This is a genomic window from Aequorivita sp. 609 (assembly GCF_014212065.1).
Classification (GTDB): Bacteria; Bacteroidota; Bacteroidia; order Flavobacteriales; family Flavobacteriaceae; genus Aequorivita; species Aequorivita sinensis.
Genome location: NZ_JACJVM010000006.1, coordinates 35,903 through 60,330, shown reverse-complemented (window position 1 = coordinate 60,330; position 24,428 = coordinate 35,903). Strand labels below are relative to the sequence as shown.

At 35.0% G+C, this 24,428-nt stretch carries 22 protein-coding genes; 9 read left to right on the top strand and 13 right to left on the bottom strand.

All coding sequences use genetic code 11. The features are described from left to right. Positions 1 to 38: 38 nt before the first annotated feature. From H4O20_RS03625 to mraZ, 8 genes are all read right to left on the bottom strand, one after another. A complete protein-coding gene (locus H4O20_RS03625) occupies positions 39 to 1,232 on the bottom strand; it encodes an FtsW/RodA/SpoVE family cell cycle protein (protein ID WP_139855439.1) in 1,194 nt (397 codons plus the stop codon). A 50-nt stretch (positions 1,233 to 1,282) separates the two neighbouring features. Next, entirely contained in the window at positions 1,283 to 2,620 is a 1,338-nt protein-coding gene (murD, locus tag H4O20_RS03620) for a UDP-N-acetylmuramoyl-L-alanine--D-glutamate ligase (protein ID WP_185098320.1), read from the bottom strand. 40 nt (positions 2,621 to 2,660) lie between these two features. Continuing rightward, positions 2,661 to 3,893 (bottom strand): phospho-N-acetylmuramoyl-pentapeptide-transferase, encoded by a 1,233-nt coding sequence (gene mraY / locus H4O20_RS03615; protein ID WP_185098319.1) that lies wholly within the window; start codon positions 3,891 to 3,893, stop codon positions 2,661 to 2,663. Positions 3,894 to 3,897: 4 nt separating this feature from the next. Then, a complete protein-coding gene (locus tag H4O20_RS03610; protein ID WP_185098318.1) occupies positions 3,898 to 5,361 on the bottom strand; it encodes a UDP-N-acetylmuramoyl-L-alanyl-D-glutamate--2,6-diaminopimelate ligase in 1,464 nt (487 codons plus the stop codon). Next, positions 5,358 to 7,358 (bottom strand): penicillin-binding protein, encoded by a 2,001-nt coding sequence (locus H4O20_RS03605; RefSeq protein ID WP_185098317.1) that lies wholly within the window; start codon positions 7,356 to 7,358, stop codon positions 5,358 to 5,360. The genes H4O20_RS03610 and H4O20_RS03605 overlap by 4 nt, the downstream gene beginning before the upstream one ends. Positions 7,359 to 7,400: 42 nt before the next feature. Further along, a complete protein-coding gene (locus tag H4O20_RS03600) occupies positions 7,401 to 7,721 on the bottom strand; it encodes an FtsL-like putative cell division protein (RefSeq protein ID WP_139855444.1) in 321 nt (106 codons plus the stop codon). An 82-nt stretch (positions 7,722 to 7,803) separates the two neighbouring features. Then, positions 7,804 to 8,700 (bottom strand): 16S rRNA (cytosine(1402)-N(4))-methyltransferase RsmH, encoded by an 897-nt coding sequence (rsmH, locus tag H4O20_RS03595; RefSeq protein ID WP_185098532.1) that lies wholly within the window; start codon positions 8,698 to 8,700, stop codon positions 7,804 to 7,806. Beyond that, positions 8,687 to 9,160 carry a division/cell wall cluster transcriptional repressor MraZ gene (mraZ, locus tag H4O20_RS03590; RefSeq protein ID WP_139855445.1) on the bottom strand — a complete coding sequence of 158 codons (474 nt, stop codon included), beginning with the start codon at positions 9,158 to 9,160 and terminating at the stop codon, positions 8,687 to 8,689. Before mraZ ends, rsmH begins: the two co-directional genes overlap by 14 nt. A gap of 203 nt (positions 9,161 to 9,363) precedes the next feature. On the opposite strand from mraZ, the gene H4O20_RS03585 reads away from it, so the two are divergent. From H4O20_RS03585 to H4O20_RS03565, 5 genes are all read left to right on the top strand, one after another. Beyond that, the gene (locus H4O20_RS03585) at positions 9,364 to 10,128 is read left to right on the top strand and encodes an alpha/beta fold hydrolase (RefSeq protein ID WP_185098316.1); all 765 of its coding nucleotides are present in this window, start codon (positions 9,364 to 9,366) and stop codon (positions 10,126 to 10,128) included. A 54-nt stretch (positions 10,129 to 10,182) separates the two neighbouring features. Continuing rightward, positions 10,183 to 10,794, top strand: coding sequence for a ribosome biogenesis GTP-binding protein YihA/YsxC (gene yihA / locus H4O20_RS03580; RefSeq protein ID WP_139855447.1), 612 nt, complete (start codon positions 10,183 to 10,185; stop codon positions 10,792 to 10,794). A 154-nt stretch (positions 10,795 to 10,948) separates the two neighbouring features. Continuing rightward, positions 10,949 to 11,743, top strand: a complete 795-nt coding sequence (locus H4O20_RS03575) for a DUF547 domain-containing protein (protein ID WP_185098315.1) — start codon at positions 10,949 to 10,951, stop codon at positions 11,741 to 11,743. Positions 11,744 to 11,906: 163 nt separating this feature from the next. Then, the gene (locus tag H4O20_RS03570) at positions 11,907 to 12,650 is read left to right on the top strand and encodes a TIGR04283 family arsenosugar biosynthesis glycosyltransferase (protein ID WP_185098314.1); all 744 of its coding nucleotides are present in this window, start codon (positions 11,907 to 11,909) and stop codon (positions 12,648 to 12,650) included. 92 nt (positions 12,651 to 12,742) lie between these two features. Next, complete coding sequence (locus tag H4O20_RS03565; RefSeq protein ID WP_139855450.1) at positions 12,743 to 13,177, top strand: hemerythrin domain-containing protein; 435 nt, start codon at positions 12,743 to 12,745, stop codon at positions 13,175 to 13,177. An 82-nt stretch (positions 13,178 to 13,259) separates the two neighbouring features. On the opposite strand, the gene H4O20_RS03560 is transcribed toward H4O20_RS03565, so the two are convergent. Then, on the bottom strand, positions 13,260 to 14,861 hold the full coding sequence (locus H4O20_RS03560) for a DUF4139 domain-containing protein (RefSeq protein ID WP_185098313.1): 1,602 nt from the start codon (positions 14,859 to 14,861) through the stop codon (positions 13,260 to 13,262). 70 nt (positions 14,862 to 14,931) lie between these two features. After that, positions 14,932 to 15,945, bottom strand: coding sequence for a glycoside hydrolase (locus H4O20_RS03555; protein ID WP_260402630.1), 1,014 nt, complete (start codon positions 15,943 to 15,945; stop codon positions 14,932 to 14,934). A gap of 161 nt (positions 15,946 to 16,106) precedes the next feature. Between H4O20_RS03555 and H4O20_RS03550 the strand changes: the two genes are divergently transcribed. The 4 genes from H4O20_RS03550 (at position 16,107) to H4O20_RS03535 (ending at position 21,297) form a co-directional block, all read left to right on the top strand. Next, positions 16,107 to 17,417 (top strand): NAD(P)/FAD-dependent oxidoreductase, encoded by a 1,311-nt coding sequence (locus H4O20_RS03550; protein WP_185098311.1) that lies wholly within the window; start codon positions 16,107 to 16,109, stop codon positions 17,415 to 17,417. Between the two features lie 4 nt (positions 17,418 to 17,421). After that, the gene (locus H4O20_RS03545) at positions 17,422 to 19,008 is read left to right on the top strand and encodes a 4Fe-4S dicluster domain-containing protein (RefSeq protein WP_185098310.1); all 1,587 of its coding nucleotides are present in this window, start codon (positions 17,422 to 17,424) and stop codon (positions 19,006 to 19,008) included. A gap of 100 nt (positions 19,009 to 19,108) precedes the next feature. Further along, a complete protein-coding gene (locus H4O20_RS03540) occupies positions 19,109 to 19,810 on the top strand; it encodes a glycosyltransferase family 2 protein (protein WP_139855455.1) in 702 nt (233 codons plus the stop codon). Continuing rightward, entirely contained in the window at positions 19,807 to 21,297 is a 1,491-nt protein-coding gene (locus H4O20_RS03535; RefSeq protein WP_185098309.1) for a cellulose synthase family protein, read from the top strand. The genes H4O20_RS03540 and H4O20_RS03535 overlap by 4 nt, the downstream gene beginning before the upstream one ends. A gap of 79 nt (positions 21,298 to 21,376) precedes the next feature. Here the strand turns inward: H4O20_RS03535 and murC are convergent, their stop codons facing one another. The 3 genes from murC to H4O20_RS03520 form a co-directional block, all read right to left on the bottom strand. Further along, on the bottom strand, positions 21,377 to 22,741 hold the full coding sequence (murC, locus tag H4O20_RS03530; protein ID WP_185098308.1) for a UDP-N-acetylmuramate--L-alanine ligase: 1,365 nt from the start codon (positions 22,739 to 22,741) through the stop codon (positions 21,377 to 21,379). A gap of 84 nt (positions 22,742 to 22,825) precedes the next feature. Next, positions 22,826 to 23,854, bottom strand: a complete 1,029-nt coding sequence (locus H4O20_RS03525; RefSeq protein WP_260402629.1) for a lipopolysaccharide assembly protein LapB — start codon at positions 23,852 to 23,854, stop codon at positions 22,826 to 22,828. Positions 23,855 to 23,906: 52 nt separating this feature from the next. Continuing rightward, positions 23,907 to 24,428 carry a DUF4136 domain-containing protein gene (locus H4O20_RS03520; RefSeq protein WP_185098307.1) on the bottom strand — a complete coding sequence of 174 codons (522 nt, stop codon included), beginning with the start codon at positions 24,426 to 24,428 and terminating at the stop codon, positions 23,907 to 23,909.

The following is a 24,428-nucleotide window of genomic DNA, read 5'->3' as shown; positions in this document are numbered from 1 at the left end:
ACTTTCTTCTATATTACACTAACAACACTTGTTGTATTCTAAATGGTTTCACTTAAAACATCAAGTGGATTTTCTTCCTCTTCTTCTTTTGCTGGGACTTCTCTTTTTGCACTCACACTCAAAATCATTCCCAACGCCAAACATGTCATCCAAATAGAGGTTCCACCACTACTGATTAAGGGTAAGTTTTGTCCAGTTACAGGAAACAATTCGACTGCCACAGCCATATTTATCATCGCCCTGAAAATAATAGGAAAACCTACTCCAATGACTAGTAGTTTGGTAAATACCGACGGTGCTTTATGAGCCACTACCACTATTCGAAATAACAAAAACAGATATATAGCCATTAAGGTTAACCCTCCAATCAAACCAAATTCTTCAACTATAACCGCATAAATAAAATCTGATGATGATTGTGGTAAGAAATTCTTCTGAACACTTTTTCCTGGACCTAATCCAGTAATACCTCCAGAGGCAATAGCAATTTTTGCTTTTTCTATTTGATAATCTGCTTCTGTATCTTCTTTATCAGCAAAATTTTCTACCCTACTTATCCAAGTATCTACGCGGTTAGGAAATACTCCAGGAAATGCCTTGGCAGTTAGGACAAACAATGTTAAAAACAGCAACCCTGCACCAAGTATAACACCAAGATATTTTAATGGATATCCTCCTACAAAAACAAGCATAACAACCATTACAAAAAATATTGCAGTGGTAGAAAAGTTAGCAGGTAGAATTAAACCAAGAACGATAAACACTGGTCCCCAAAGGAGTAAAAGTGTTTCTTTAAAAGAAACTTCTTTATCTTTAATACGAGCCAAATACCGCGCAACATATGTCATTAACACTACCCCTGCTAAAGTTGATGTCTGAAAGCTTAGCCCAACAAATGGCAACCTAATCCATCGGCTTGCGTTTGCACCCCCAATAGTTGTACCTTGTGATAGCGTAATTACTAACAGGAATACTATAATAGGCAACCCAATTATAGAGAGCCCTCCAAAGTAATTATAGGGTATTCTATGCACTGCATACAGCACAATAAAACCTAAAATTAAATGTGCTAAATGTCGCAATAGAAAAGGTAATGTATTTCCATCATTGTTATACAAATATGCAAGATTGCTACTTGCACTATAAACAGGCAGGAAAGATATAAGTGCTAGAAGCCCTACTATCCCCCAGATTGCTCTATCTCCTTTTGTATATTGGAAAATATTTATCATTTACCTTTTTCCGCTATTGGTTTATGTTTTTAATTCTTTTTTATGCCTTATTACAAGTTTCTTACAGCATCTTTAAACTGCCTTCCTCGGTCTTCGTAGTTTTCAAATAAATCGAAGCTTGCACATGCAGGAGAAAGTAGAACTGTATTATTTCTTTCGGCTACTTTATACGCAACTTGAACAGCCATTTGCATTGAATCTACTTCAACAATTGTATCTACTATATTGCCAAAAGCACTAATTATTTTTTGATTATCAACACCTAAGCAGATAATCGCTTTTACCTTTTCATTAACTAATGGAAGTAATTCGTTGTAATCATTGCCTTTATCAACACCTCCAACAATCCAAACAGTTGGATTTTCCATACTATCTAAAGCAAAATATGTAGCATTTACATTTGTTGCCTTTGAATCATTAACATACATCACATTATTGATTTTAAGCACATTTTCAAGTCTGTGTTCTACACCGTGAAACCCTTCAAGACTTTCTCTAATTGTTTGTTTACGTATTCTCAATAATGTAGCTACTGTTGATGCAGCCATTGCATTCTTTACATTGTGTTCTCCCTGTATTCCTATTGTTGCGATTGGCATAGTGAATTCTGTATTATTTATTTTAATTATTATATCGTTATCTCTTCTAAATGCTCCTTGTTTCAATTCTTTTTTTAATGAAAAAGGAAGCGGTTGTGATTTTATGGGATTCAGTGAAAGCCATTTTATGATTTCCTCATCGTCGGCATCATAAATGAAAAAATCCTGCGATGTTTGATTCAATATTATTCTGAATTTGGACTCGATATAATTTTCATATTTATAATCGTATCTATCCAAGTGATCAGGACTCAAATTGATTAATGCTGCAATGTGAGGTGAAAATGTTTCAATACCATCTAGCTGAAAACTACTTAGTTCTAATACGAAGTGATCGTATTTAGATTCTGAAACTTGTTCTGCAAAACTCTTTCCTATATTACCCCCAAGAGCAACATTTAACCCACCGTTTTTCAACACTTCATAAGTTAAACTTGCAGTTGTGGTCTTCCCATTACTTCCTGTAATTCCAACAATTGTCGCGCTTGTATATTTAGAGGCAAATTCAATTTCTGAAATCACCTTTACTTTATTTTCGCGCAACTTTCTCACTATTGAAGCAGTTTCAGGAATACCCGGACTTTTCATTACAACATCGGCAGAAAGAATTTTCTCTTCAGAATGACCTCCTTCTTCCCATTCAATCTCATTATTTAAAAGAACTTGTTTGTACTTATCTTTTATTTTTCCAAAGTCTGAAACAAACACTTCAAACTTCTGTTTCTTACCCAATATGGCCGTACCTACTCCACTTTCTCCTGCGCCAAGAATGACCAATTTTCCTTTCATGTTTACTTATATTTTCGTTAAAACGTGAAACTTCACATCTCTATCGAATTTTTAGCGTGACGATGGTTATTATCGCCAAGAATATTCCTACAATCCAAAATCGTGTTACAATTTTGCTTTCATGAAATCCTTTTATTTGATAATGGTGATGCAATGGCGACATTCTAAAAATGCGTCGACCCTCACCATATTTTTTCTTTGTGTATTTAAACCAACCTACCTGCATTACTACAGAAAGATTTTCCATTAGAAAAATTCCGCAGAGGATTGGGATTAACAACTCCTTTCTTACTGCAATTGCTATAACTGCTATAATTCCTCCAATAGTTAAACTACCAGTATCTCCCATAAATACTTGTGCAGGATAGGTGTTATACCATAAAAACCCAATAAGAGCACCAACAAAGGCAGTGATAAATATGGTCATCTCTCCCGTATTTGGGATATACATTATGTTGAGATAGTCGGAGAAAATAACGTTACCCGAAACCCAGGCAAACAATGCTAGTGTCACCCCTATTATCGCTGAAGTTCCCGCAGCAAGTCCATCTATTCCATCGGTTAAATTTGCTCCATTTGAAACTGCAGTAATTATAAAAATCACAATCGGTATAAATATCAACCACACATAGCTTTTGTAGCCCTGTCCTGCCCAACTAATTAAAGTGGCATAATCGAATTCATTTTCTTTTACAAAAGGGATAGTAGTTAACATCGACTTATCCTTTACATAAAACTGGTCTACTGGACCTTTGGCTATAATTTCGGTTTGAGCTCCTGGTGTTGTGGTATTGTGCTGCACTACGATGTCTGGATGAAAGTACATTGTAACCCCTACAAAAAGCCCTAATCCAACCTGACCAATTACCTTGAACCTCCCTGGTAATCCTTCTTTATCATTTTTAAACTTTTTGATATAATCGTCAATAAACCCAATTACTCCCATCCAAAGTGTGGTAACAATCAAGAGGATTACATAAATATTTTCAAGTTTTGCAAATAGTAAAACAGGGATTAATGTTGCTAGAATTATTATTATTCCGCCCATCGTTGGCGTTCCTGCTTTTTCATTTTGACCTTCTAAACCTAGATCGCGGATGGACTCCCCAACTTGTTTTCTTCTTAGATAGCTAATGATCTTTTTTCCATAAACGGTTGCAATAAACAGCGATAAAATAACTGCTAAACTTGCTCGGAAGGTAATGAAGTTAAATAACCCCGCTCCTGGCAAATCGTATGTTTTGTCTAAGTATTCAAAGAGATAATAGAGCATTAGATTATTTATTTAATAGCGTTAAAACTTCTTTTACAATTTTAAAATCATCAAAATCAAAACGTTCACCATTAATCTCCTGGTAAGTTTCATGACCTTTTCCAGCAATTAAAATAATGTCGTTTTCATTAGCCATTTGGCAAGCCGCTTTTATGGCTTCTTTTCTATTTGTTATAGAAATTGTTTTTTTATAATGTTCAGCAGGTACTCCTGCTTCAACCTGTTCAATAATTCTATCTGGATTTTCAGTACGAGGATTATCACTAGTAAAAACCACTTTTGTGCTTAACGTAGCGGCTATTTTCCCCATTACTGGACGCTTGGATGTATCGCGATCGCCGCCACATCCTACAACGGTTATCACTTCTTCATTTCCTGTACGAATACTATTTATTGTTTCTAATACATTCTTTAAAGCATCAGGAGTGTGCGCATAATCTACAATTGCGGTTATCTTCTTTTCTGAAATTAAATATTGAAATCTCCCATCTACACTGTCTAGAGTGCTAATTAATTGAAGAGTTTCAAGCTCTTTTAATCCTAATAACTGGGCCGTGCCATAAATTGCAAGTAGGTTATACACATTAAAGCCTCCTATCAACTTCACCCATAATTCTTGATTGTTGATTTTAATAAGTTGACCAGAAAATTGACTTTCTAAGATTTGCGCTTTAAAGTCTGCAAATGTTTTTAAAGCGTAGGTTTGTTTCTTTGCTTTAGTATTCTGAAGCATAACTGCCCCATTTTTATCGTCAGCATTCACCAAAGCAAAAGCAGTGTTTGGTAAATTATCGAAAAATGACTTTTTTACATCGCGATATTCTGCGAAATCTTTGTGGTAATCTAGATGGTCGTGAGAAAGGTTTGTGTAAACACCACCAGCAAATTTTAAAGCCTCTGTTCGTTTTTGGTGAATACCATGTGAACTCACTTCCATAAAACAGAACTCTACACCTGCATCAACCATTTTACGTAAATAACTATTTATCGTGATTGAATCTGGGGTTGTATGTGAGGTTTTATGCTCGGTATCCCCTACCATTATATTCACGGTAGAAATCAACCCAACTTCCATCCCAGCTTTTTTGAAAAGCTTGTATAAGAGTGTAGAAATTGTTGTTTTCCCATTGGTTCCCGTAATCCCAACCAGTTTTAAGTCTTCTGATGGGTTCCCATAGAAGTTCGCTGCCATAATTGCTAAGGCTTTATGCGAATCGGCCACCTGAACATAGGTAATTCCATTTACAATGTTTTCTGGTAGTGTTTCACATATTATCGCCAAAGCTCCTTGATCTGCAGCTTTTTTTATGAATTGATGCCCGTCAGAAACAGTTCCTTTTATGGCGACAAAAACATCGTTCAACGATACTTTTCTAGAATCAAATTCTAGATTGCTAACAGCCACAGAAGTACTTCCAACGACACTTTCGATGGTTACTTTATATAATATGTCCTTTAAAAGAATCACGATAATTTTAAGGTTATTAATTTGCCCTTTTCTAGGGTTTCTCCTGATTTTATGGATTGACTCGTAACCGAACCGTTACCCACAACTTGCACTCTAAGCCCAAGATTTTCTAGTATAGAAACCGCATCCATCCCCGCCATTCCAGTAACATTTGGAATAGTTTTGTGTGACTTTTGAAGCTTAGCATAATATTTTTCGAAATCTTGTTCAATTTCTGGATCTGGTGTTTCTATATTTTTTACATCATCTATGTTTCTAGATTCAGTAAATATTTTTTGAGCAATTCTTTTAAAAACAGGCCCAGAAACATCAGCTCCGTAAAATCCCTTTTTAATACTCGGCTTGTGAATTATCACTATACACGAGTACTTCGGGTTTTCAACAGGGAAAAATCCTGCGAATGATGAAATATACCGAGGATTGCTATTCCAGTCTTTGTGCCAATATTCCGTACGTGCAGTTCCGGTTTTACCCGCCATTGAAAAATCTGGAGAGTACAATGATCTACCAGTACCACGCTCGACGGTATTTTTCATAATCTCCTTAATTTGATTCAAGGTCTTATCTGAACAAATTTTAGGATTAATGATTTTTGTATCGTAAGTAGTTACTTTTTCATTCCATGCACGAACCTCTTTGATAAAACGTGGTTTTACCATAACTCCATTATTAGCGATAGCATTATAAAAAGTTAAGGTCTGCAAAGGAGTTATTTCAAGATTATACCCATAGGCTATAGAAGGAAGCGCGTTTCTACTCCATTTCTTATCCCCTGGTTCCGGAATCATAGGCTCACCTTCCCCTTTAATAGCCACACCTGTTTTTTCATTTAGGTGCCAGCTCTTTAAGCGGTTTATAAATTTGTTTGGGTTCTTTGAATACCCTTCATCAATAATTGTAGCCAATCCTATATTGGAAGAAACCTCAAGAGTTCTAGCTGCAGAAATTTCACCATACCCGCCTCTTTTAGAGTCGTGAACAGGCTTGCCGTAAAATACTTTTCTACCATTTCCGGTGTCGACTACAGTGCTTGTATCAACAACTTTGTCTTCCAAAGCTGCCATCAATGCCATTACTTTAAAAGTTGAGCCCGGTTCGTGAGATTCGCCAATAGCGTAGTTCAGTTTTTCGTAATAAGTACCATTAGATGCCACACCCAAGTTTGAGACAGCTTTAATCTCTCCAGTAGCCACCTCCATCACTATTACTGTTCCGTGTTCAGCCTGATAGTGCTCTAATTGCTTTAACAAAGCGTGATGTGCAATGTCTTGAATATTCACATTAATAGTAGATACAATATCGTAGCCGTCTTGTGGTTCTATTTCGTTTTCGTCAAAAATTGGCTTCCACTGACCTTTGGAGATTTTTTGTTTTAGTCTATGACCTTCTTTTCCTGTAAGTAAATCGTTGAATGCTCCTTCAAGACCAACAGCATAATAACCTGGGCGATTATAAGCTTCATTACCTACAGTACGCTGGGCTATTTTTCCTATTGGGTGTTCACGAACCGTACGTTGCTCTACTATAATCCCACCTCTATTTGGTCCTTTATTAAAAAGAGGTAGATTTCTCACCTTAATATAATCAGAGTACCCAAGGTTTTTTACTACAGATACGTACCTGTTTTTATTAGCTTTAGCCTTTCTAAACTTGTTTTGATAATAAGAAACTGGTTTCCCAAACATTTTACTAAGACCTTCAGAAAGCGGCTTAATATTTTCATTAAAATCCTTATCTTCTGGAGCTAAAGCGTCAAAACGTATATCGTATTTGGGAACTGAAGTAGCTAACAAACTACCATCATCAGCATACACATTTCCTCTATTAGCAGGTATTATAAAATTTTTGGTAGTATTTTGTTTAGCGAGTTCACGATACTCATCTCCATCAACAAATTGAATATTTATTAACTTTATGCTTATGGCAAAAGCAAACAACAACATACACCCTGCAACGATGTATAGTCTGTTTAATATGTTTCTTTCGTCAAATGCCATTTTTTCTTTATCAGTATTCTTTTTTAATGTTTTATAGTATTCTTACTCCTCTTCACTAACAATTCTTATACGTTTAGGAGGAGTTGTTGAAGGCTGCAAGCCTTGATCTTCCATTGCAGCAATTATTTTACTTTCCATTCTAGTTTGCATCAACTGCATTCGCACATCTACATACTCGCTTTTCAACTCTTTTACCTGTGCATTTAAACCTGATATTTCGTGCACTTTTTTGTCTGCGTTATGTGAAGATGCAATCATTATCAGAGCTAAAAGAGAAAGAAATATGATGAAGCGCCAATTCTTTAACGCCTCGTCACTTACCAAGAATTTCCCTTTTACTATGTTATAAAAGCTTTCCTTCAAAACTTACGATTAGAGATTTATTAATTATCGAAATACCCGCTTCTACTTCCTTTTAACCCAAAATTTATTGAACCACGTCTTCTTACAACTTCTCAGCAATACGAAGTTTTGCACTTCTAGCTCGATTGTTCATTTTTATCTCCTCCTTGGTAGGAACGATAAATTTTCCAACGGCTTTAAATGGAACTTCAAAATTTCCAAACACATCTTTTTCAGGCTCACCCTCAAACAATCCATTACGGATATACCTTTTAACCAACCTATCTTCCAAAGAATGGTAACTTATTAAGCTTATACGCCCACCGGGCTTTAAAACCTCGTTGGTCTGTAATAAAAACTCCTTAAGAGCTTCTAATTCTTGATTCACTTCTATTCTAATAGCTTGATAAATCTGTGCTAGAATTTTATTTTCTTTATGTGCTGGCAAAAACCTACTCAGCACTTTTTTAAGCTGCTCGCTTGTTTTAATTTTTTCTTCTTCCCTAGCCGCAACTATCACTCTTGCCATTGCTGGTGCACTTCTTAACTCACCATAGTTTGCAAGCACATCTCGCAATTGCTCCTCCTCATATTTATTAACAACTGTATAAGCCGAGAAATTTGTTTCGCGATTCATTCGCATATCCAAATCCGCTTCAAAACGAGTTGAAAAACCTCTTTCTGCAACATCAAACTGATGTGAAGAAACCCCAAAGTCTCCAAGTATTCCATCTACTGTTCGAAATCCGTGAAACCGTAAAAACTTCTTTAGAAATCGAAAATTCTGATTTATCAACAAAAACCGCTCATCATCAATCGCATTAACCAAAGCATCTTTATCTTGATCAAATCCAATCAGCTTTCCCTCTGGCCCTAACATGCTTAATATTTCACGAGAATGTCCGCCACCACCGAAAGTAACATCAACATAAACTCCGTCTGGCTTAATATTTAAACCATCCACAGTTTCCTTCAATAAGACTGGATTATGATAGTCCATTTTCTTCTTCAAAATTTTTACCCATTACTTCTTCGGCTAAATCAGCAAAATCTTCTGGCGAAACAGAAATAGATTCCTCGTACTTGTCTTTATCCCAAATTTCTAATTTCTCTATCGCTGAAGAAACAACCAATTCTTTATCTATTCCCGCAAAAGACATCAAATCCCTCGGTATTAACAATCTACCGGCAGCATCAAGCTCTACCACCTTAACTCCTGCTGTAAACATTCTAATAAAATCGTTGTTTTTCCTTGTAAACCGGTTAAGCTTACTCATCTTCTTCATCATCTCCTCCCATTCTTTCATAGGATATAATTCCAAACACGGTTGAAAAACCGCTCTTTTAATCACAAACCCTTCTTGCACCACCGAAGCCAACTGCTTTTTAAGCGGCGCAGGCACCATGACACGTCCTTTTGCGTCTGCCTTACATTCGTATGAGCCTATTATATTGAGCATTACGGAAAATTCCTGTTTGTGATTTGTAGATTCAAATATATATATATTTTACCACTTTTTACCACATTATACCACATTGTTAATAAATTTTACCACATTGAAGTCATTGCTTCACCAACATTTGAAAACAAAGGCTAATTTTAAGTAGAGTGTATGAAAAATTTTTGTTTACTTTTGTTTCTAATAAATTGCACCAACCAAGTATGACTAACAACTTAAAGAAAGAAGGAAAATTTTCATATTTAGAAATAGGTGAAGGGACGCCAATCATAATACTTCATGGCCTTATGGGTGGATTAAGCAATTTTGATGGAGTTGCAAATTTCTTTCCTCCGAAGGGTTACAAAGTTCTTATTCCCGAATTACCCATTTACAAAATGACCTTATTGCGAACAAATGTGAAAACTTTCGCCAAGTATGTTGGTGATTTTATAGACCATTTAGGTTACGGTGAAGTTATTTTACTTGGAAACTCCTTAGGCGGGCACATAGGCTTGCTTTGCACCAAATTATATCCTGAAAAAGTTAAGGCCTTAGTTATCACTGGAAGTTCCGGTTTATACGAAAGTGCCATGGGAGAAAGTTACCCAAAACGCGGGGATTACGAGTACATAAAGAAAAAAGCTGAAAACGTATTTTACGATCCAGCGGTAGCAACAAAAGAAATTGTTGACGATGTATTTGAAACCGTAAACGACAGAAATAAGTTAATTAGAACTCTTGCCATTGCCAAAAGTGCCATTAGACACAATATGGCAAAGGATTTACCGAAAATGCATACTCCCACCTGTATTATTTGGGGAAGAAATGACAATGTTACACCTCCTGAGGTTGCTATTGAATTTGACGAACTTCTTCCAGATTCGGAACTTTTTTGGATAGATAAATGTGGGCACGCTGCTATGATGGAACACCCTGATGAGTTTAATGAAATACTTTACGCTTGGTTACAAAAACGTAAATTTTAATTGTTCCTAGTTTTATAAAAACTTATTTCTCTATTAAATCCTAAATAAAAATAAATGCACATTAAATCGGCAGAATTTGTAATGAGCAATAGCGATGTGGACAAATGTCCAAAAGATCGCTTGCCTGAATATGCATTTATTGGGCGAAGTAATGTTGGTAAGTCTTCTCTTATCAATATGTTGATGCTTCGTAAAAATTTAGCAAAAACCTCTGGACGACCAGGAAAGACTCAGCTTATCAACCACTTTTTAGTTAATAAAAATTGGTATTTAGTCGATTTACCTGGATACGGGTATGCGCGAGTTTCGAAAAGCAGCAAAAAAACATTTCAAAAATTTATTACTGATTATTTTGCTAAAAGAGAGCAAATGATTCTCGCATTTGTACTTGTAGACTGCCGTCACGAACCTCAACCTATCGATTTAGAGTTTATGACTTGGCTAGGCGAGAATGGTATTCCTTTCAATATTATCTTTACAAAAGCAGACAAATTAAAACCAATGGCATTGGAACGCAACCTAAAAGCATATACAGACAAAATGCTGGAAACTTGGGTAGAAATGCCAAAGTACTTTGTGACCTCAGCCAGTAGTTCAGTAGGAAGAGATGAGCTTTTAAATTATATAGATGAATTAAATTCAAATATAAATCGCACTGAATTTTAATCATCTTTACTTCAGGTAAAACTTCTCGTTAAAAAAGATTCTCACAGTTTATTCAGCTTTTAATTGGAATAACCTCCACATCTCCATAACTTCGTTTATATTGGAACAGATTTTTGCTTTAATCTGAATCATTACCACAAATAAACCTAAGATTATGAAGAACTTACCCGGCCTTACCACAATTCTTTTTCTTCTATTTTCTTTTAATAGCTGCGCTACATTTTCATCGGTAGGATTAGATAATCACTATATCATGGATGGAAATTTTGATTTAACATCAACAGACAATTCTACGATAAAAATTAACCACAACACTTGGAATGCACTTCTCAAAAAACACGTACAAAACAACGGATTAGTCGATTACAAAGGGTTTATAAAGGATGAAGCTAAATTAAACGACTACTTAAAAATGCTTTCTCTTAATCAACCTAATAGCACTTGGAGTAAGCCTAAAATATTAGCCTATTACATTAACCTGTACAACGCTGCCACTGTTAAACTTATAATTGAAAATTATCCTGTAAAAAGCATTAAAGACATAAGTCGTCCTTGGTCTAAAAACAGAGTTTTAATAGGGAATGAAATGATTTCCCTAAACAATATTGAACATGGAATTCTGCGAAAGATGAACGAGCCTAGAATTCATTTCGCGTTAAATTGTGCTTCTATCTCCTGCCCTAAACTTCTAAATGAAGCTTTTACTGCAGATAAAATAGAACAGCAGCTAGAACGAGTTACAAATGAATTCATCAACAGTAAAGAAAATAACATTTCGATTTCTGAAGCTATGATTTCATCTATATTTAAATGGTACAAAAAGGATTTCTTAGTTAACGAGAAGAAAGATTTAATTGGTTTTATAAACCAATATTCGAAAGTCAAAATAAATTCAAATACGACAATTTCATATTTGGATTACAACTGGAATTTGAATGAAACAATCTGAAATAACTAATAAGCCATTTTATTCCGAGTTGGTATAATCACTTCAAATAGTTCAGGTTTACGAAGCTATTATTAGCAATCATCAGAAAACTATCCTAGTGGCTTTTTCATCCATAATATTCGACATTTAGTAATTTGTATATTCGCATAAATAAATCAGCATAATGCTTTCCATTATAATCCCAGTATTAAATGAAGATCAAATCATCGAAAAGTTACTTTTTCATTTAAAGGAAAATAGTTCAGGTGAAAATGATATTGAAGTAATAATAGTAGATGGTGGAAGCACGGATAATATTAGGGATTTAATTAAAGACTTCAGCAAACAAACCTCGACCCCTGAGAAGTCTCAAAACGTAAAAAAAAGAATTTCCTTTCAGCTTTTTACTTCAGAAAAAGGACGGGCTAAACAAATGAATTATGGGGCAAAACAAGCTTCTTCCGAATCCCTTTACTTTCTCCACGCCGATTCTTTCCCGCCAAAAAATTATGATACGTTTATTTTATCTGAAATAAACAAAGGCAATATTGCTGGATGTTTTAGAATGAAGTTTGACAGTAATCATTGGTGGTTAAAACTTGCTGGATGGTTAACGAGATTTAAATGGAAGGGATGCAGAGGCGGAGATCAAAGCCTTTTTATTTCTAAAAAACTTTTTAATGAAATCGGTGGATTTGATGAGAGCTATATTATTTACGAAGACAATGTTTTAATTAACGAACTATACAAAAGAAAGTCTTTCATTGTTATTCCACATTCCCTAACAACCTCTGCTAGACGTTATAAAGAATTTGGAATTTGGCGTTTGCAATATCATTTTTGGGCAATTCATTTAAAGAAATGGTTAGGTGCAAATGCAGATGGATTATATGCATACTATTCAAAAAATATTTCCAAGACACAATAACACACCATTAGGTAAATATCAGAAATACTGCAGTTTAGTTTAATATCGCTTTATTTTTTTCGATATTGTAGTAAATTTTAAAGATAAACTATATGAATATTTTTGAGGCAATTAGAAAAGATCACGATATACAACGCGAACTTTGTCGCTTGGTTACTTCAACCTCTGGCGATTCAAAAGAGAGAAAGCAAAAGTGGCAAGAGTTAAAACACGAATTGCAAATTCACGCAGATGCTGAAGAACGGACTTTTTACGCACCGTTAATTCACAATGATATGATGCAAGAGCACGCACGTCATGGAATTGCTGAGCACCACGAAATGGATGAACTTATTGAAAAAATTGACGATACCGATATGGATTCACCTGCATGGCTAGTTTACGCCAAACAACTATGTGAAAAAGTTGAACATCATCTAGAAGATGAAGAACACAGCTTCTTTCAATTAGCAGGAAAAGTGTTTACCGAATCTCAAAAAACAGATATCGCAAAAGATTATTTAAAGCAAATGAAAGAGAACAGGTAAATTCAATAATTTGATGTTCTAGAACTCCCGCTAACATAAATCAAACCTAACAAGTTTTAAAAACCTGTTAGGTTATTTTGTTTTACATTCCAGATATCACCTTATCCTTAGGAAGTTTTACAGAATAAGAAAATTTCAACTTCTTAGTTTCTCCAGCTTTTAAGTTTAAACTCCAAGTAAGCTCTCCTCTATCGGTATTCACATCTGCATTAGAAGTATCAACAAGCTTGATTTCTATATCTTTTTCAGTTGATAGCGGGAACTGTTCTTTTACATCAATTTTCACCGATTCACTACGAGTGTTTTTAACAGAAATCTCATAAGTATAAACTCGTTTTTGAGAATTGCCAAAGAAAGAAGTACTCCCTTCCTCATTCACTCTTTCACGCTTTGTAACAATACGTTCGTCTCTCCCTAAACTTAAGGTTAATTTTTCTTCAGTTGAATTGGGATTAATATATGAGCTACCAGCAAAATTATTATCGATAATCAAATTCGCACTACCTGGCAAAAGGTTAAGCTTACTCCAATTTGAAATTTTTGCAATTAAGAAAGCTGTTTCGTCCAATCGAGGTGCAGTAAGATAGGAGTATTCTGCAGGCAAGTCATATTTCTTTAATCTAACTGCCTGTGGTTTTTGATTCGAATAAATATCATAAGGTGTATTTATTACAAATGAAGTTGACAGTTGACTCTCCTCAACTACTGCCATCTCATTTCTAGTGGCTCCATCTTCCATTACTTCCACTTGTACTCCGGCAATTTTACCTTGTAGTCTCTGAGGGAGCGGAGCAGCAGGTTGATAAAAACCTACCCACCACGGATTTAATTGTGGCGCATTGTTATTGCGTTTCGGATTTCCACTTGAAAAAGCCAATTTCACTTGCTTCCAATCAATTCCTGTAGCTTGTGAAACATTAGCGTTGTATACTAACTGTACAGGCTCATTTAGGTTATCTACTCTTACTTCATAAAAAGGTGTCCAAGACACATTATTCGTAAAATAATGGATGTCAAAATTTGTTTTCACAGCTCTATTAGAATTCAATCGAACAACTAATTGCCCTGCATTTTGTCCATTACCACCAGCTTCTTGTAACTGATTATTTAACTTATTAACTATCTTTTGTTGTTCTGCTTCTTTACTTTTCAAGTCCAAAATATTTGCAGAAAGGGTTTTATATTCTTCTCTGTAATATTTTATCATTGTAGCCATACTCGTCGGGGACACTCCATTTTGCCCACCAAACTTTCTATTTTCTTCCAATAATGCTAAAGTGCTTTCCTCACCTTTTCGGGAAGTTATTATTTCGTCTAAAGTGTTTTTAGCTTTGTCGTATTTACGCTTTACCTCTAAATATTGAGCGCTTTGATTTTCCCCTTTTACCAAATAATCTCTTTCAAAAGATACCGAAAGAATTGTTATTTGGCTATTATCACTTGTAATACGAATACTATTGGGATCAACATTTTGTGCAATCTGACTAATTACAAGTTCAGAACTTCCATTAGGCACAAAAAATTGACTAATTGTATGATGCATACTTGCTCCACGCCCATATATTGTTACATCTTCTAAAGAAGCTGTAGTTACTAATGTGTTTTGTGCAAACCCTATTTGTGTTGTTATCGTCAAAACAAGAAATACTATTGGAAGTGGAAAAAGTTGTATAAGAGTTTTCATAAGCAATTTGTTTTTTATCGATATATCCAATATTTGTGCCGAGCTCGAATAACCTTAAAATTATTCCTAATTATTTGGAGTAGTATTTTTTCACCACAGTTTCGGCCGACTTGTTTTGAGGGGTAAATTGACTATCATTATTACCACCTACTTTATCGTGTGCGATAAACCATTTCCAAAGAAAACCTCCTGCAAACCAATTTTCATCCCAAATAGATTGGTATAGTCCTTCTAATAAATTAGATTGAGCTTGTAAATTCACCGAATTCATAGACCTATCACTTTTCCAAGGTTCTTTTCCACTATAATCTACACTTCGATACCCATATTCTGTAAAAAGAATTTTTTTACCTTTTTCCTCTGAAAGGGCTTTCAACTCAATTTGCCATTTCTCAAAACCCGATTTTATTTCAGCAATAGTTGGAGTCTGACTATTAGAAACAGGGAAATACGCATCAACCCCAATATAGTCTAAAACATCCCAAAAAGGAACTCTTTTATATTCGTCCCAATTGGCTGCATAAGTAAGTTTTCCACTATAAACTACGCGAACTTCTGTAACTAATTCACGCCAGTAATCGGGCCTGTGAATTATAAAATTTTCCAATTCGGTACCAATACAGAATATTTCAACATCTTTCCGTTCAGCTAATCGAGCATAATCTAATATGAAGTTTTTATAGGAGCTTTCTAAACTCAACCAATCTTCTTCAGAGTTCATCTTAATTCCACCCGTGAATTCTCCCCGCCAAACCCATATTTGGGGCTTTATCATTACCTTAATACCATTCTTCTGAAGTGTATTTACATATTGCTCAACACCAATTATAGTTTCTCCAAACCATTGCCTTTCTGAATTATATATTAACTCTGGATGTTCAACATTTTTGATAAATCCAAAAGGCATAATTGCAGCGTAATTAGCATTGATACTTAATAAAGGTTCGATATTTTTTTGTTTAACCGAATCGCTAGAAGACACCAAGCTTACTCCATTAATTTTTGTTATATTTTCTATTTTCGACTCTTCGTGTTTTGCTAAATCTTTCTTTTGCACACAACTAACAAACTGTGTAAAAAGCATAATGTAAATTAAAAAAGTGTATCGTTTTATCATAGTATCTTCTGTAGCCTATGAAATTAAGTTAATAATTCAAAAACTAAAAAATAAATCTACACTTTTAAATATGCTCTAATTGTAATTGTGTAGTTTTATAAATAATCGAATAAGATTATAATCAAACTATGGAGCACGTTGTTATTATAGGTAATGGAATAGCAGGAATCACTGCTGCTAGGCATATTCGAAAGCTTTCAGACAAAAAGATAACTATACTATCTGCAGAAACAGAGTATTTCTTTTCTCGCACGGCATTGATGTATGTGTATATGGGGCATATGCGATGGCAAGACATAGAGCCTTACGAAAGTTGGTTTTGGGAAAAAAATCGATTAGAACTCAAAAAAGCCTATGTAGAAAGAGTAGATACAGACAACAAAACTTTATTCTTTAAAGAAGGTGGTTCTATTAGTTACGACAAATTAATTATAGCTAGTGGATCTGTTACAAATACCTTTGGTTGGGAGGGTTTAGATTTAAATGGTGTTCAAGGTTTAGTAAACAAGCAAGACTTAGAAACTTTAGAAAAAAATGCTCCCAATAATAAGGCATGTCCTCACGCAGTGATAATTGGCGGTGGATTAATTGGTGTTGAATTGGCCGAAATGCTTCGCACTAGGGATATAAAAGTTACAATGCTGGTTCGAGAGGAAGGCTTTTGGGCAAATGTGCTTCCATTGCCAGAAGCAGAAATGATTTCACAACATATAATCTCACATGGTGTAAACCTAAAACACCTCAGCAATCTCGAAAAAATTATTGGTGATGCAGATGGAAATGTTAAGGCTGTAATCACAAAAGAAGGGGAAGAAATCCCTTGTTCTATTGTGGGAATAACCACTGGAGTAAAACCTAATATTTCGTTTTTGAAAAATTCAAAAATTGAAACTGACAGGGGGATTTTAGTCAACAGAAAATTAGAAACAAACATTAAAGATGTTTACGCTATAGGAGATTGTGCTCAACAACGAGAACCCATTGGTCTTCGACCTGCAATTGAAGCGGTTTGGTATACAGGTAGAATGATGGGAGAAGCTCTTGCTCAAACTATTTGTGGTAATCATTTTGAATACAACCCGGGAAATTGGTTTAACAGTGCTAAATTTTTCGACATAGAGTATCAAACTTACGGATGGGTATTTTCAGAAGAAAGACGAAAGGATTACGAGGAGCAGTTTCACTGGAAATGCAGAAGCAATTTACGAGCTGTAACTGTATCTTATCATAAAGAAACTCGAGAATTTTTAGGAATAAATACTTTTGGAATTAGAATGCGACACGAAGTTTTTGATAGGTGGTTAAATGAAAAACGCGGTGTTGAATATGTTATAAAAAATCTTAGCCAGGCTAATTTTGATCCCGAATTTTTCAGTAGATATGAAAAAGAAATTGCGAATGAATTTTCATCAATTACCCAATTAGCTACATCTGAATAAAATTATGAGTACAGTTCAAAGAAATATGTCCCTTACAGGAGAACCGCCAAAAACCATAAACGGTCAACAAAAAATCGCATCTGCTATTGGGTTGATTGGCTTATTGATTTTGGCATTAGCTCTTTTTAATGTGGATTTTCCCAAAAAATCGGTTTGGCTAACAGCTTCCCTAACTGCAATTGGAGGAGGAACTATTTGGTTTTCTATTGCGGCGTATAGCAATAAGCACGAAGGCATAAAAAACGACGGTATATATTTTAAGTCGTTAACCTCAAAAGGTTTTTGGGGATGGATTTTAGGGATTTCCCTAACTTTATTCTATGTATTACTCTATTGGTTTCCACAATATCTAGGATATGTGCAGGGTGGAGATAACAAAGGTGTTGTTGCTCTTTTTGATCCATTAAGCAAATTTTTAAATGGTGGACCTGCAAGCCAATGGTTTCTATATGGCACACTTTATACCTTGGCAATTTTAGCCTTCGGAATAAAATTTATTTTAAAATACAGACATAATAAATACGAAAAGTTAAGAACATACTCTGTAATGTTTTTTCAGTTAGGGTTTGCCTTTATTATACCTGAATTAATGCAACGCCTAAATAGCGAAACCTTTTCATTACCGTATTACGACTTAAAGAATATTTGGCCTCTAAACCACTATAACTTCGAACAATATAGAGTTGATGATTTTATTTCTGCAGGTAATATCGGAATTGGACTATTAATATTTGGTATTGCTTCCATATTTATAATCACTCCTATCCTAACGTATAAATACGGAAAGCGTTGGTATTGTTCATGGGTTTGTGGTTGTGGTGGTCTTGCTGAAACCGCTGGAGATCCTTTCCGTCATTTAAGTGATAAAACGCAGGTGGCTTGGAAAGTTGAAAGATGGGTAATTCACAGTGTATTAGTTTTTGTAGTATTAATGACCACAGCAGTTGTGCACTCTTATTTAGGTGACGATACTTCCAAATATTGGCTTACAAAAGATGTTTTCCTCATAAGTGTCGGTGTATTTTTAACCTTGGTTTTTACAGGGGTTTGGGTTTTTAAAAGAGAAGAAATTCAAAAAGACGCTCGCATTGGGTCTATAGCATACTTTGTAATTATCATCACCTTGATAGCCCTGCATTTCACGACTGGAAAAACTTTATTCCTTTTTGATGCTGAAACGCTGCGTTCAACTTATGGATTTCTTATTGGTGCTGTTTTTAGCGGGGTAATTGGCGTTGGCTTCTACCCTATTTTTGGCAGTCGAGTTTGGTGTCGCTTTGGTTGTCCTATGGCAGCGATATTAGGATTTCAACAACGTTTATTTTCAAGATTTAGAATTACTACCAATGGAGGCCAATGTATTAGTTGCGGAAATTGTTCTACATATTGCGAAATGGGAATAGACGTTCGTGCTTATGCCCAAAAAGGAGAAAACATTGTTCGCTCTAGCTGTGTAGGCTGTGGAATATGTTCGGCTGTTTGCCCTCGTGGTGTTTTAAAACTTGAAAACGGGCCATTAGAAAAAAGAATTAATCCTAATGAAATACTACTAGGAAATGATTTAGACCTAATGAACTATGTAAACAAATAATCCATATTTAGTCTTAGATTCCTACTAGGTTTGTATCCACATTCAAGTGATTGTCAGATATTTTTCTGAAATTCGCAATTTTAAAATTCTAAAGCATTTAATGTCCAACAACATCAAAGTAATTATTCCGGCCTTCAATGAAGAAGACGCTATTGCTAAAGTAATTGCGGAAATTCCAGAAATTGTTTCAGAAGTAGTTGTTGTAAATAATAATTCTACAGACAATACTGCAAAAGTTGCTGAGGACTCAGGCGCCACAGTATTACTAGAACCAAAAGCGGGATATGGTTATGCATGCTTAAAAGGAATGGAATATATTGCTAATCTAGAAAAAGCTAAACAACCAGATATTATCGTTTTTCTAGATGGTGACTATAGCGATTACCCTTCAGAATTAACTAGAATTGTAGCACCTATTATCGAAGATGATGTAGATTTTGTTGTAGGCGCTAGAGTAAAAGAACTTATGGAAAATGGTTCTATGACCTTACCTCAACGCTTCGGAAATGCTCTTGCAACCAGGCTTATGAAGCTTTTCTTCAATTCAACTTTTACAGATTTAGGGCCCTTTAGAGCTATTAAATACGATAAGTTACTAGCTTTGCAAATGGAGGATAAAACCTACGGATGGACAGTTGAAATGCAACTTAAAGCATTGAAAAAGAAGTACACTTATGTTGAAATCCCTGTTAAATATAGAAATCGAATAGGTGTCTCAAAAGTTTCAGGTACGGTAAAAGGTGCTATATTTGCAGGCGTAAAAATTCTAACCTGGATTTTTAAATACAGTTTCAAAAAATGATTCTTGAATCAATAATCATTGCAATATATTCCATTGCCCTTCTCCTCATTTTCATGTACGCGTTGGCGCAACTTAACTTGCTATTCAATTATCTTAACGCAAGAAAAAAACATAAAGAATCTCCTACGTTCAATTTTTCAAACGCCGAGGAAATCCCTTTTGTAACCATTCAGCTTCCAGTTTATAATGAGCTGTATGTTATGAAACGCCTACTAGACAATATTGCTCTTATAGACTATCCTCCCGACAAATTAGAGATTCAAGTTTTAGACGATAGTACAGATGAATCTTTTGAAACAACCGCCAAACACATTCTCGAACTAAAAAAAACAGGTCTCAATATTCAGCATATTTCTCGCGAAAAAAGAGTTGGATTTAAAGCTGGAGCGTTGAAAGAAGGTTTAAATATTGCAAAAGGTGAGTATATAGCCATATTTGATGCAGATTTTCTTCCACAAAAAGATTGGTTAAAAAAGACAATCCCTTACTTTAAAGATCCTGAAATTGGCGTGGTTCAAACTCGCTGGGGACATATAAATCGAGATTATTCTATTCTTACCCGTGTTCAGGCTTTTGCTTTAGATGCACACTTTACTCTTGAGCAGGTAGGCAGAAACAGTAAAGGTCACTTTATCAACTTTAATGGTACCGCGGGTGTTTGGCGAAAAGAATGTATTCTTGATGCGGGAAATTGGGAAGGGGACACACTAACTGAAGATTTAGACCTTAGCTACCGCGCACAACTAAAAAAATGGAAATTTAAATATCTGGAAGAAGTAGAAACACCTGCCGAGCTTCCCGTAGTAATTAGTGCTGCACGTTCGCAACAATTCAGGTGGAATAAAGGAGGGGCTGAAAACTTCCAAAAAATGGCTAAGCGAGTTTTAAAGAGTGATAACATTTCAAATAAAACAAAAGTTCACAGTTTATTGCATTTGCTAAATAGCACTATGTTTTTAAACATTTTGATAGTTGCTATCTTAAGCATTCCGATGCTTTACATTAAGAATGAGTACGAGCATCTAAAGGTATATTTCTATGTAATGAGCTTTTTTGTAATAAGTACCATTATATTTTTTGTGTGTTACTGGTTTACTTTTAAAAGCATTTATGGCGGTGGATTTAAGCGATTTTTGAAGTACACAGCGATGTTTTTTACTTTTTTCTCAATAGCCATGGGCTTTTCCGTACATAATTCTATCGCTGTTTTAGAAGGACATTTCGGTAAAAAAAGTGACTTTATTCGAACACCAAAATTCAATATTAGCAATTTGAAAGAGGGATGGAAGGGAAATAAATATATTGCTAAAAATATATCTCCAAATGTAATTATTGAAGGTGTATTAATGATCTATTTCGCCTTTGGAATGTACAGTGCTTTTATTGTAGGAGACCAGGGCGGCGACTTCGGACTTTTCCCTTTTCACCTAATGCTATTTCTAGGATTCGGATTTGTATTTTTTAAATCATTAACATCGAAGGCATAAGGTATAAACGTATATCGGAAAGAAATTGGACTTAAAACTTTCACTATCACGAAAAGTCCTAAGTCCTACATCTTATCTTTTATTGAATTTTTTCTACATACCCCTTAACCTCCTGAAAATCCAAACCGCCATAATTCCCACTACTCATTAAGAGTAAGCTTGTGTTCTCGTAATCCTGAGAGAAAAGATAAGTCTTGAAATCCGCCGGATTTGTGAAAACGACTAAATCTTTACGATCGAAAGCCCCTTCAATCTGTTCCCTTTTTATTGCCTCCAACTTTTTTATCATTACAGCGTGAGGTGAATAGAAAACTACCGCACTATCTGCTGCATCTAGCGCTCCTTTATATTCCTTTAAAAACTCTGGATTAAGACTACTATAGGTGTGTAATTCTAAACAAGCAATCAATTTTCTATCTGGGTATTGATTTTTTACTGCTTGAGTTGTAGCCTTTACCTTGCTAGGGGAATGCGCATAATCTTTGTAAGCAACAGCAGTAGCTGTTTCAGCTATCTTTTCTAAACGCTTGCTTGCGCCTTTAAATGTCGCAATGGCTTCGTAAAAGCCTTTTGCATCTATTCCCATTAATTGACAAACGCCTCTTGCGCCTGCTAAGTTGTTTAAATTGTGCTTTCCAAAGATTTCAACAGCCAACGAGCCTTCTGATGTATTTAGAATTGTTGTTCCGCCTTGAACCTTATAATCAGGTGTTTTATAAGGATATTTCTTAATTGTATTAGTTGTCGCTTCAACTACGCGTTTTACCTCGGCATCTTCTTCACTGTAAACTATAGCGCCGTCTGCTGTGATTTCATTTAAAAATATTTCAAACTGCTCTACATAGTTTTCGTAAGTTGGAAATACATTGATGTGGTCCCAAGCAATTCCACTTAACAGGGCTATATTCGGTTTGTAAAGGTGAAACTTTGGTCTTCGATCTATAGGTGAAGAGAGATATTCATCTCCTTCTATTACCATAAATTCATTATCATGAGTGATTTTAACCATAGTGTCAAACCCCTCTAATTGCGCTCCAACCATATAATCAACATCTTTTCCGTGGTAATTCATCACGTGTAAAATCATAGAAGTAATCGTGGTTTTACCGTGAGAGCCACCAATTACAACACGTGTTTTATTCTTAGATTGTTCGTATAAAAACTCCGGATAACTGAAGATTTTTAATCCGAGTTCCTTTGCCTTTAAAAGCTCAGGGTTATCTGCTTTAGCGTGCATTCCGAGGATTACAGCGTCTATATCTGAAGTTATCTTTTCTGGAAACCAACCTACATTTTCTGGCAACAATCCTTTCGCTTTCAATCTACTTTTTGAAGGTTCGAAAATTTCATCATCACTTCCAGTTACGTTTTCTCCTTTTTGATTTAATGCCAATGCTAAATTGTGCATTGCACTACCGCCAATGGCTATAAAGTGTATTCTCATACTTAAGTTGAATAATTTATGAGTTTAAAGTTTAAGTGTAAAGATACTTTTTCTAATTCTGAATTCTTAATTCACAATTCAGAATTATAGTGCGAGAATGATTGATTTCTCTTTAAGAGCCTCCTTAAAATCTACTTGTACTAGCAATGCTTTATTTATCCAAGTAAGTGCAATTTCCTTTTCCCGTAGGTTTTTATAAATCTGAGCCAATCGATAGTAAGCCCATTTCTTAGATATATCATCTTTTATTGAATGATTAGCTAAAAACTCACTTAAAGAATCTATTCCAATTTGTGAATCAAGATTATACTGCGCCGAAATCTCTCCTATTCGGTAATTTAAATGATTGTGTTTATGTTTTCGTATAGAGGTAGATGCAATTTCTATAGCTTTTTGGGGATAATCATTTTTTTCATATAGATTTATAAGTTTTTCATAGGTATGAGGTGATCCTCCTACTTCAATTGCCATTTTATAATTGTATTCTGCATCCTCAATCTTTTTATTAAATTCAGCAATATGCCCCAAAGCTAGGTAGCCATCCACTTTTGAAATCGCTTCTAACTCACTTGCATAAGAAATGGCTTTTTTCTCACTTCCACCAAAGAAAACTGGCAATTGTATATAAAGTTCTATCAACGCCCAACGCGCTTCTATATGTTGCCGGTTTAATTCAATAGCACGTTCAAGATGATATTTTATTTCTGATAGATATGTTACCGCCCGAAGCCGACTAACAGTCATTGCTTTCATTCCTAAAGCACCACCGTATTTAAAATGATAATTAGCGTTGGATTCATCATCTGCTACCAAATTTTTATAATAAGAAAGTGCTGTATCCCACTCCTTACTATAACCAGCTATATCTCCTAAGTATTCTCGAGTTTTTATATGACCAGGATGTAATTTTAGATATTCTTCAAAAATAGGCTTTGCCTTGATGAAATTTTCTTGTTTGAAATATTCTTCAGCCTGTTTGTAATTGGTTTGGGCGTTTATAAATACAGGAAATAATATAAAGAAAATGAAAAACAGTAAAAACATCCGTCCCCTTACTGCCCCTCCCCTCACATTTAAGAATTTATAACTTTTATTATAATTTAAAATTTGCAATTTATACTTTCTTCTTAGAGTTCGGAATTTGGAATTTGGGATTTAGGATTTGTTATTTTTTAGAAGGTGGATATTTCCTCAAAATTTTCTGAATAACCGATAAGTAGTAGGCTTCCTTTTCCTCTGGCTTTGACCTCTCTTTCATTTCACCCTCTGCAACAGCTTGCCACACTAAGTCATCTTTAACAACATCAATAAAGTCAATTGTAAGTCTTTGGTTTACTACTTTTCCGCCAATAGGAATTCCACCACTTACGCCTACACCAACATTACGTCCGCTACCGCCAACGCCAATACCGATAGTATTTCGTGAATTCGAAATGTTTTCACGCGCATAAAAATTAATGTACAATTGAGGCGTTTCACTTTTCACGAATCCTCGTTGATGCATAAGACTATCCGTAATCTGAATAATACGTTTATCATCCAATTCATTTAGACCTGAGTCTATTGTAGGGAAGTAATTATAGGAAGTGTATTTTGTGAAGTCTGCCTGCTTATCATAATCTACCGCTACAGAAGCTCCACAAGAAGTTAAAACTGTTGTGACTAAAAGTATCCAGAAGTATTTCAT

What these genes read in the sequence shown, in the direction of transcription:
- H4O20_RS03535 (WP_185098309.1), top strand. Translation starts at nt 19,807, where the DNA reads ATGATTCTTGAATCAATAATCATTGCAATATATTCCATTGCCCTTCTC.
- H4O20_RS03555 (WP_260402630.1), bottom strand. Translation starts at nt 15,945, where the DNA reads ATGCTTTTTACACAGTTTGTTAGTTGTGTGCAAAAGAAAGATTTAGCA.
- H4O20_RS03560 (WP_185098313.1), bottom strand. Translation starts at nt 14,861, where the DNA reads ATGAAAACTCTTATACAACTTTTTCCACTTCCAATAGTATTTCTTGTT.
- H4O20_RS03605 (WP_185098317.1), bottom strand. Translation starts at nt 7,358, where the DNA reads ATGGCATTTGACGAAAGAAACATATTAAACAGACTATACATCGTTGCA.
- H4O20_RS03540 (WP_139855455.1), top strand. Translation starts at nt 19,109, where the DNA reads ATGTCCAACAACATCAAAGTAATTATTCCGGCCTTCAATGAAGAAGAC.
- H4O20_RS03545 (WP_185098310.1), top strand. Translation starts at nt 17,422, where the DNA reads ATGAGTACAGTTCAAAGAAATATGTCCCTTACAGGAGAACCGCCAAAA.
- H4O20_RS03520 (WP_185098307.1), bottom strand. Translation starts at nt 24,428, where the DNA reads ATGAAATACTTCTGGATACTTTTAGTCACAACAGTTTTAACTTCTTGT.
- murC (WP_185098308.1), bottom strand. Translation starts at nt 22,741, where the DNA reads ATGAGAATACACTTTATAGCCATTGGCGGTAGTGCAATGCACAATTTA.
- H4O20_RS03550 (WP_185098311.1), top strand. Translation starts at nt 16,107, where the DNA reads ATGGAGCACGTTGTTATTATAGGTAATGGAATAGCAGGAATCACTGCT.
- H4O20_RS03625 (WP_139855439.1), bottom strand. Translation starts at nt 1,232, where the DNA reads ATGATAAATATTTTCCAATATACAAAAGGAGATAGAGCAATCTGGGGG.
- mraZ (WP_139855445.1), bottom strand. Translation starts at nt 9,160, where the DNA reads ATGCTCAATATAATAGGCTCATACGAATGTAAGGCAGACGCAAAAGGA.
- H4O20_RS03585 (WP_185098316.1), top strand. Translation starts at nt 9,364, where the DNA reads ATGACTAACAACTTAAAGAAAGAAGGAAAATTTTCATATTTAGAAATA.
- H4O20_RS03570 (WP_185098314.1), top strand. Translation starts at nt 11,907, where the DNA reads ATGCTTTCCATTATAATCCCAGTATTAAATGAAGATCAAATCATCGAA.
- rsmH (WP_185098532.1), bottom strand. Translation starts at nt 8,700, where the DNA reads ATGGACTATCATAATCCAGTCTTATTGAAGGAAACTGTGGATGGTTTA.
- yihA (WP_139855447.1), top strand. Translation starts at nt 10,183, where the DNA reads ATGCACATTAAATCGGCAGAATTTGTAATGAGCAATAGCGATGTGGAC.
- H4O20_RS03575 (WP_185098315.1), top strand. Translation starts at nt 10,949, where the DNA reads ATGAAGAACTTACCCGGCCTTACCACAATTCTTTTTCTTCTATTTTCT.
- murD (WP_185098320.1), bottom strand. Translation starts at nt 2,620, where the DNA reads ATGAAAGGAAAATTGGTCATTCTTGGCGCAGGAGAAAGTGGAGTAGGT.
- mraY (WP_185098319.1), bottom strand. Translation starts at nt 3,893, where the DNA reads ATGCTCTATTATCTCTTTGAATACTTAGACAAAACATACGATTTGCCA.
- H4O20_RS03565 (WP_139855450.1), top strand. Translation starts at nt 12,743, where the DNA reads ATGAATATTTTTGAGGCAATTAGAAAAGATCACGATATACAACGCGAA.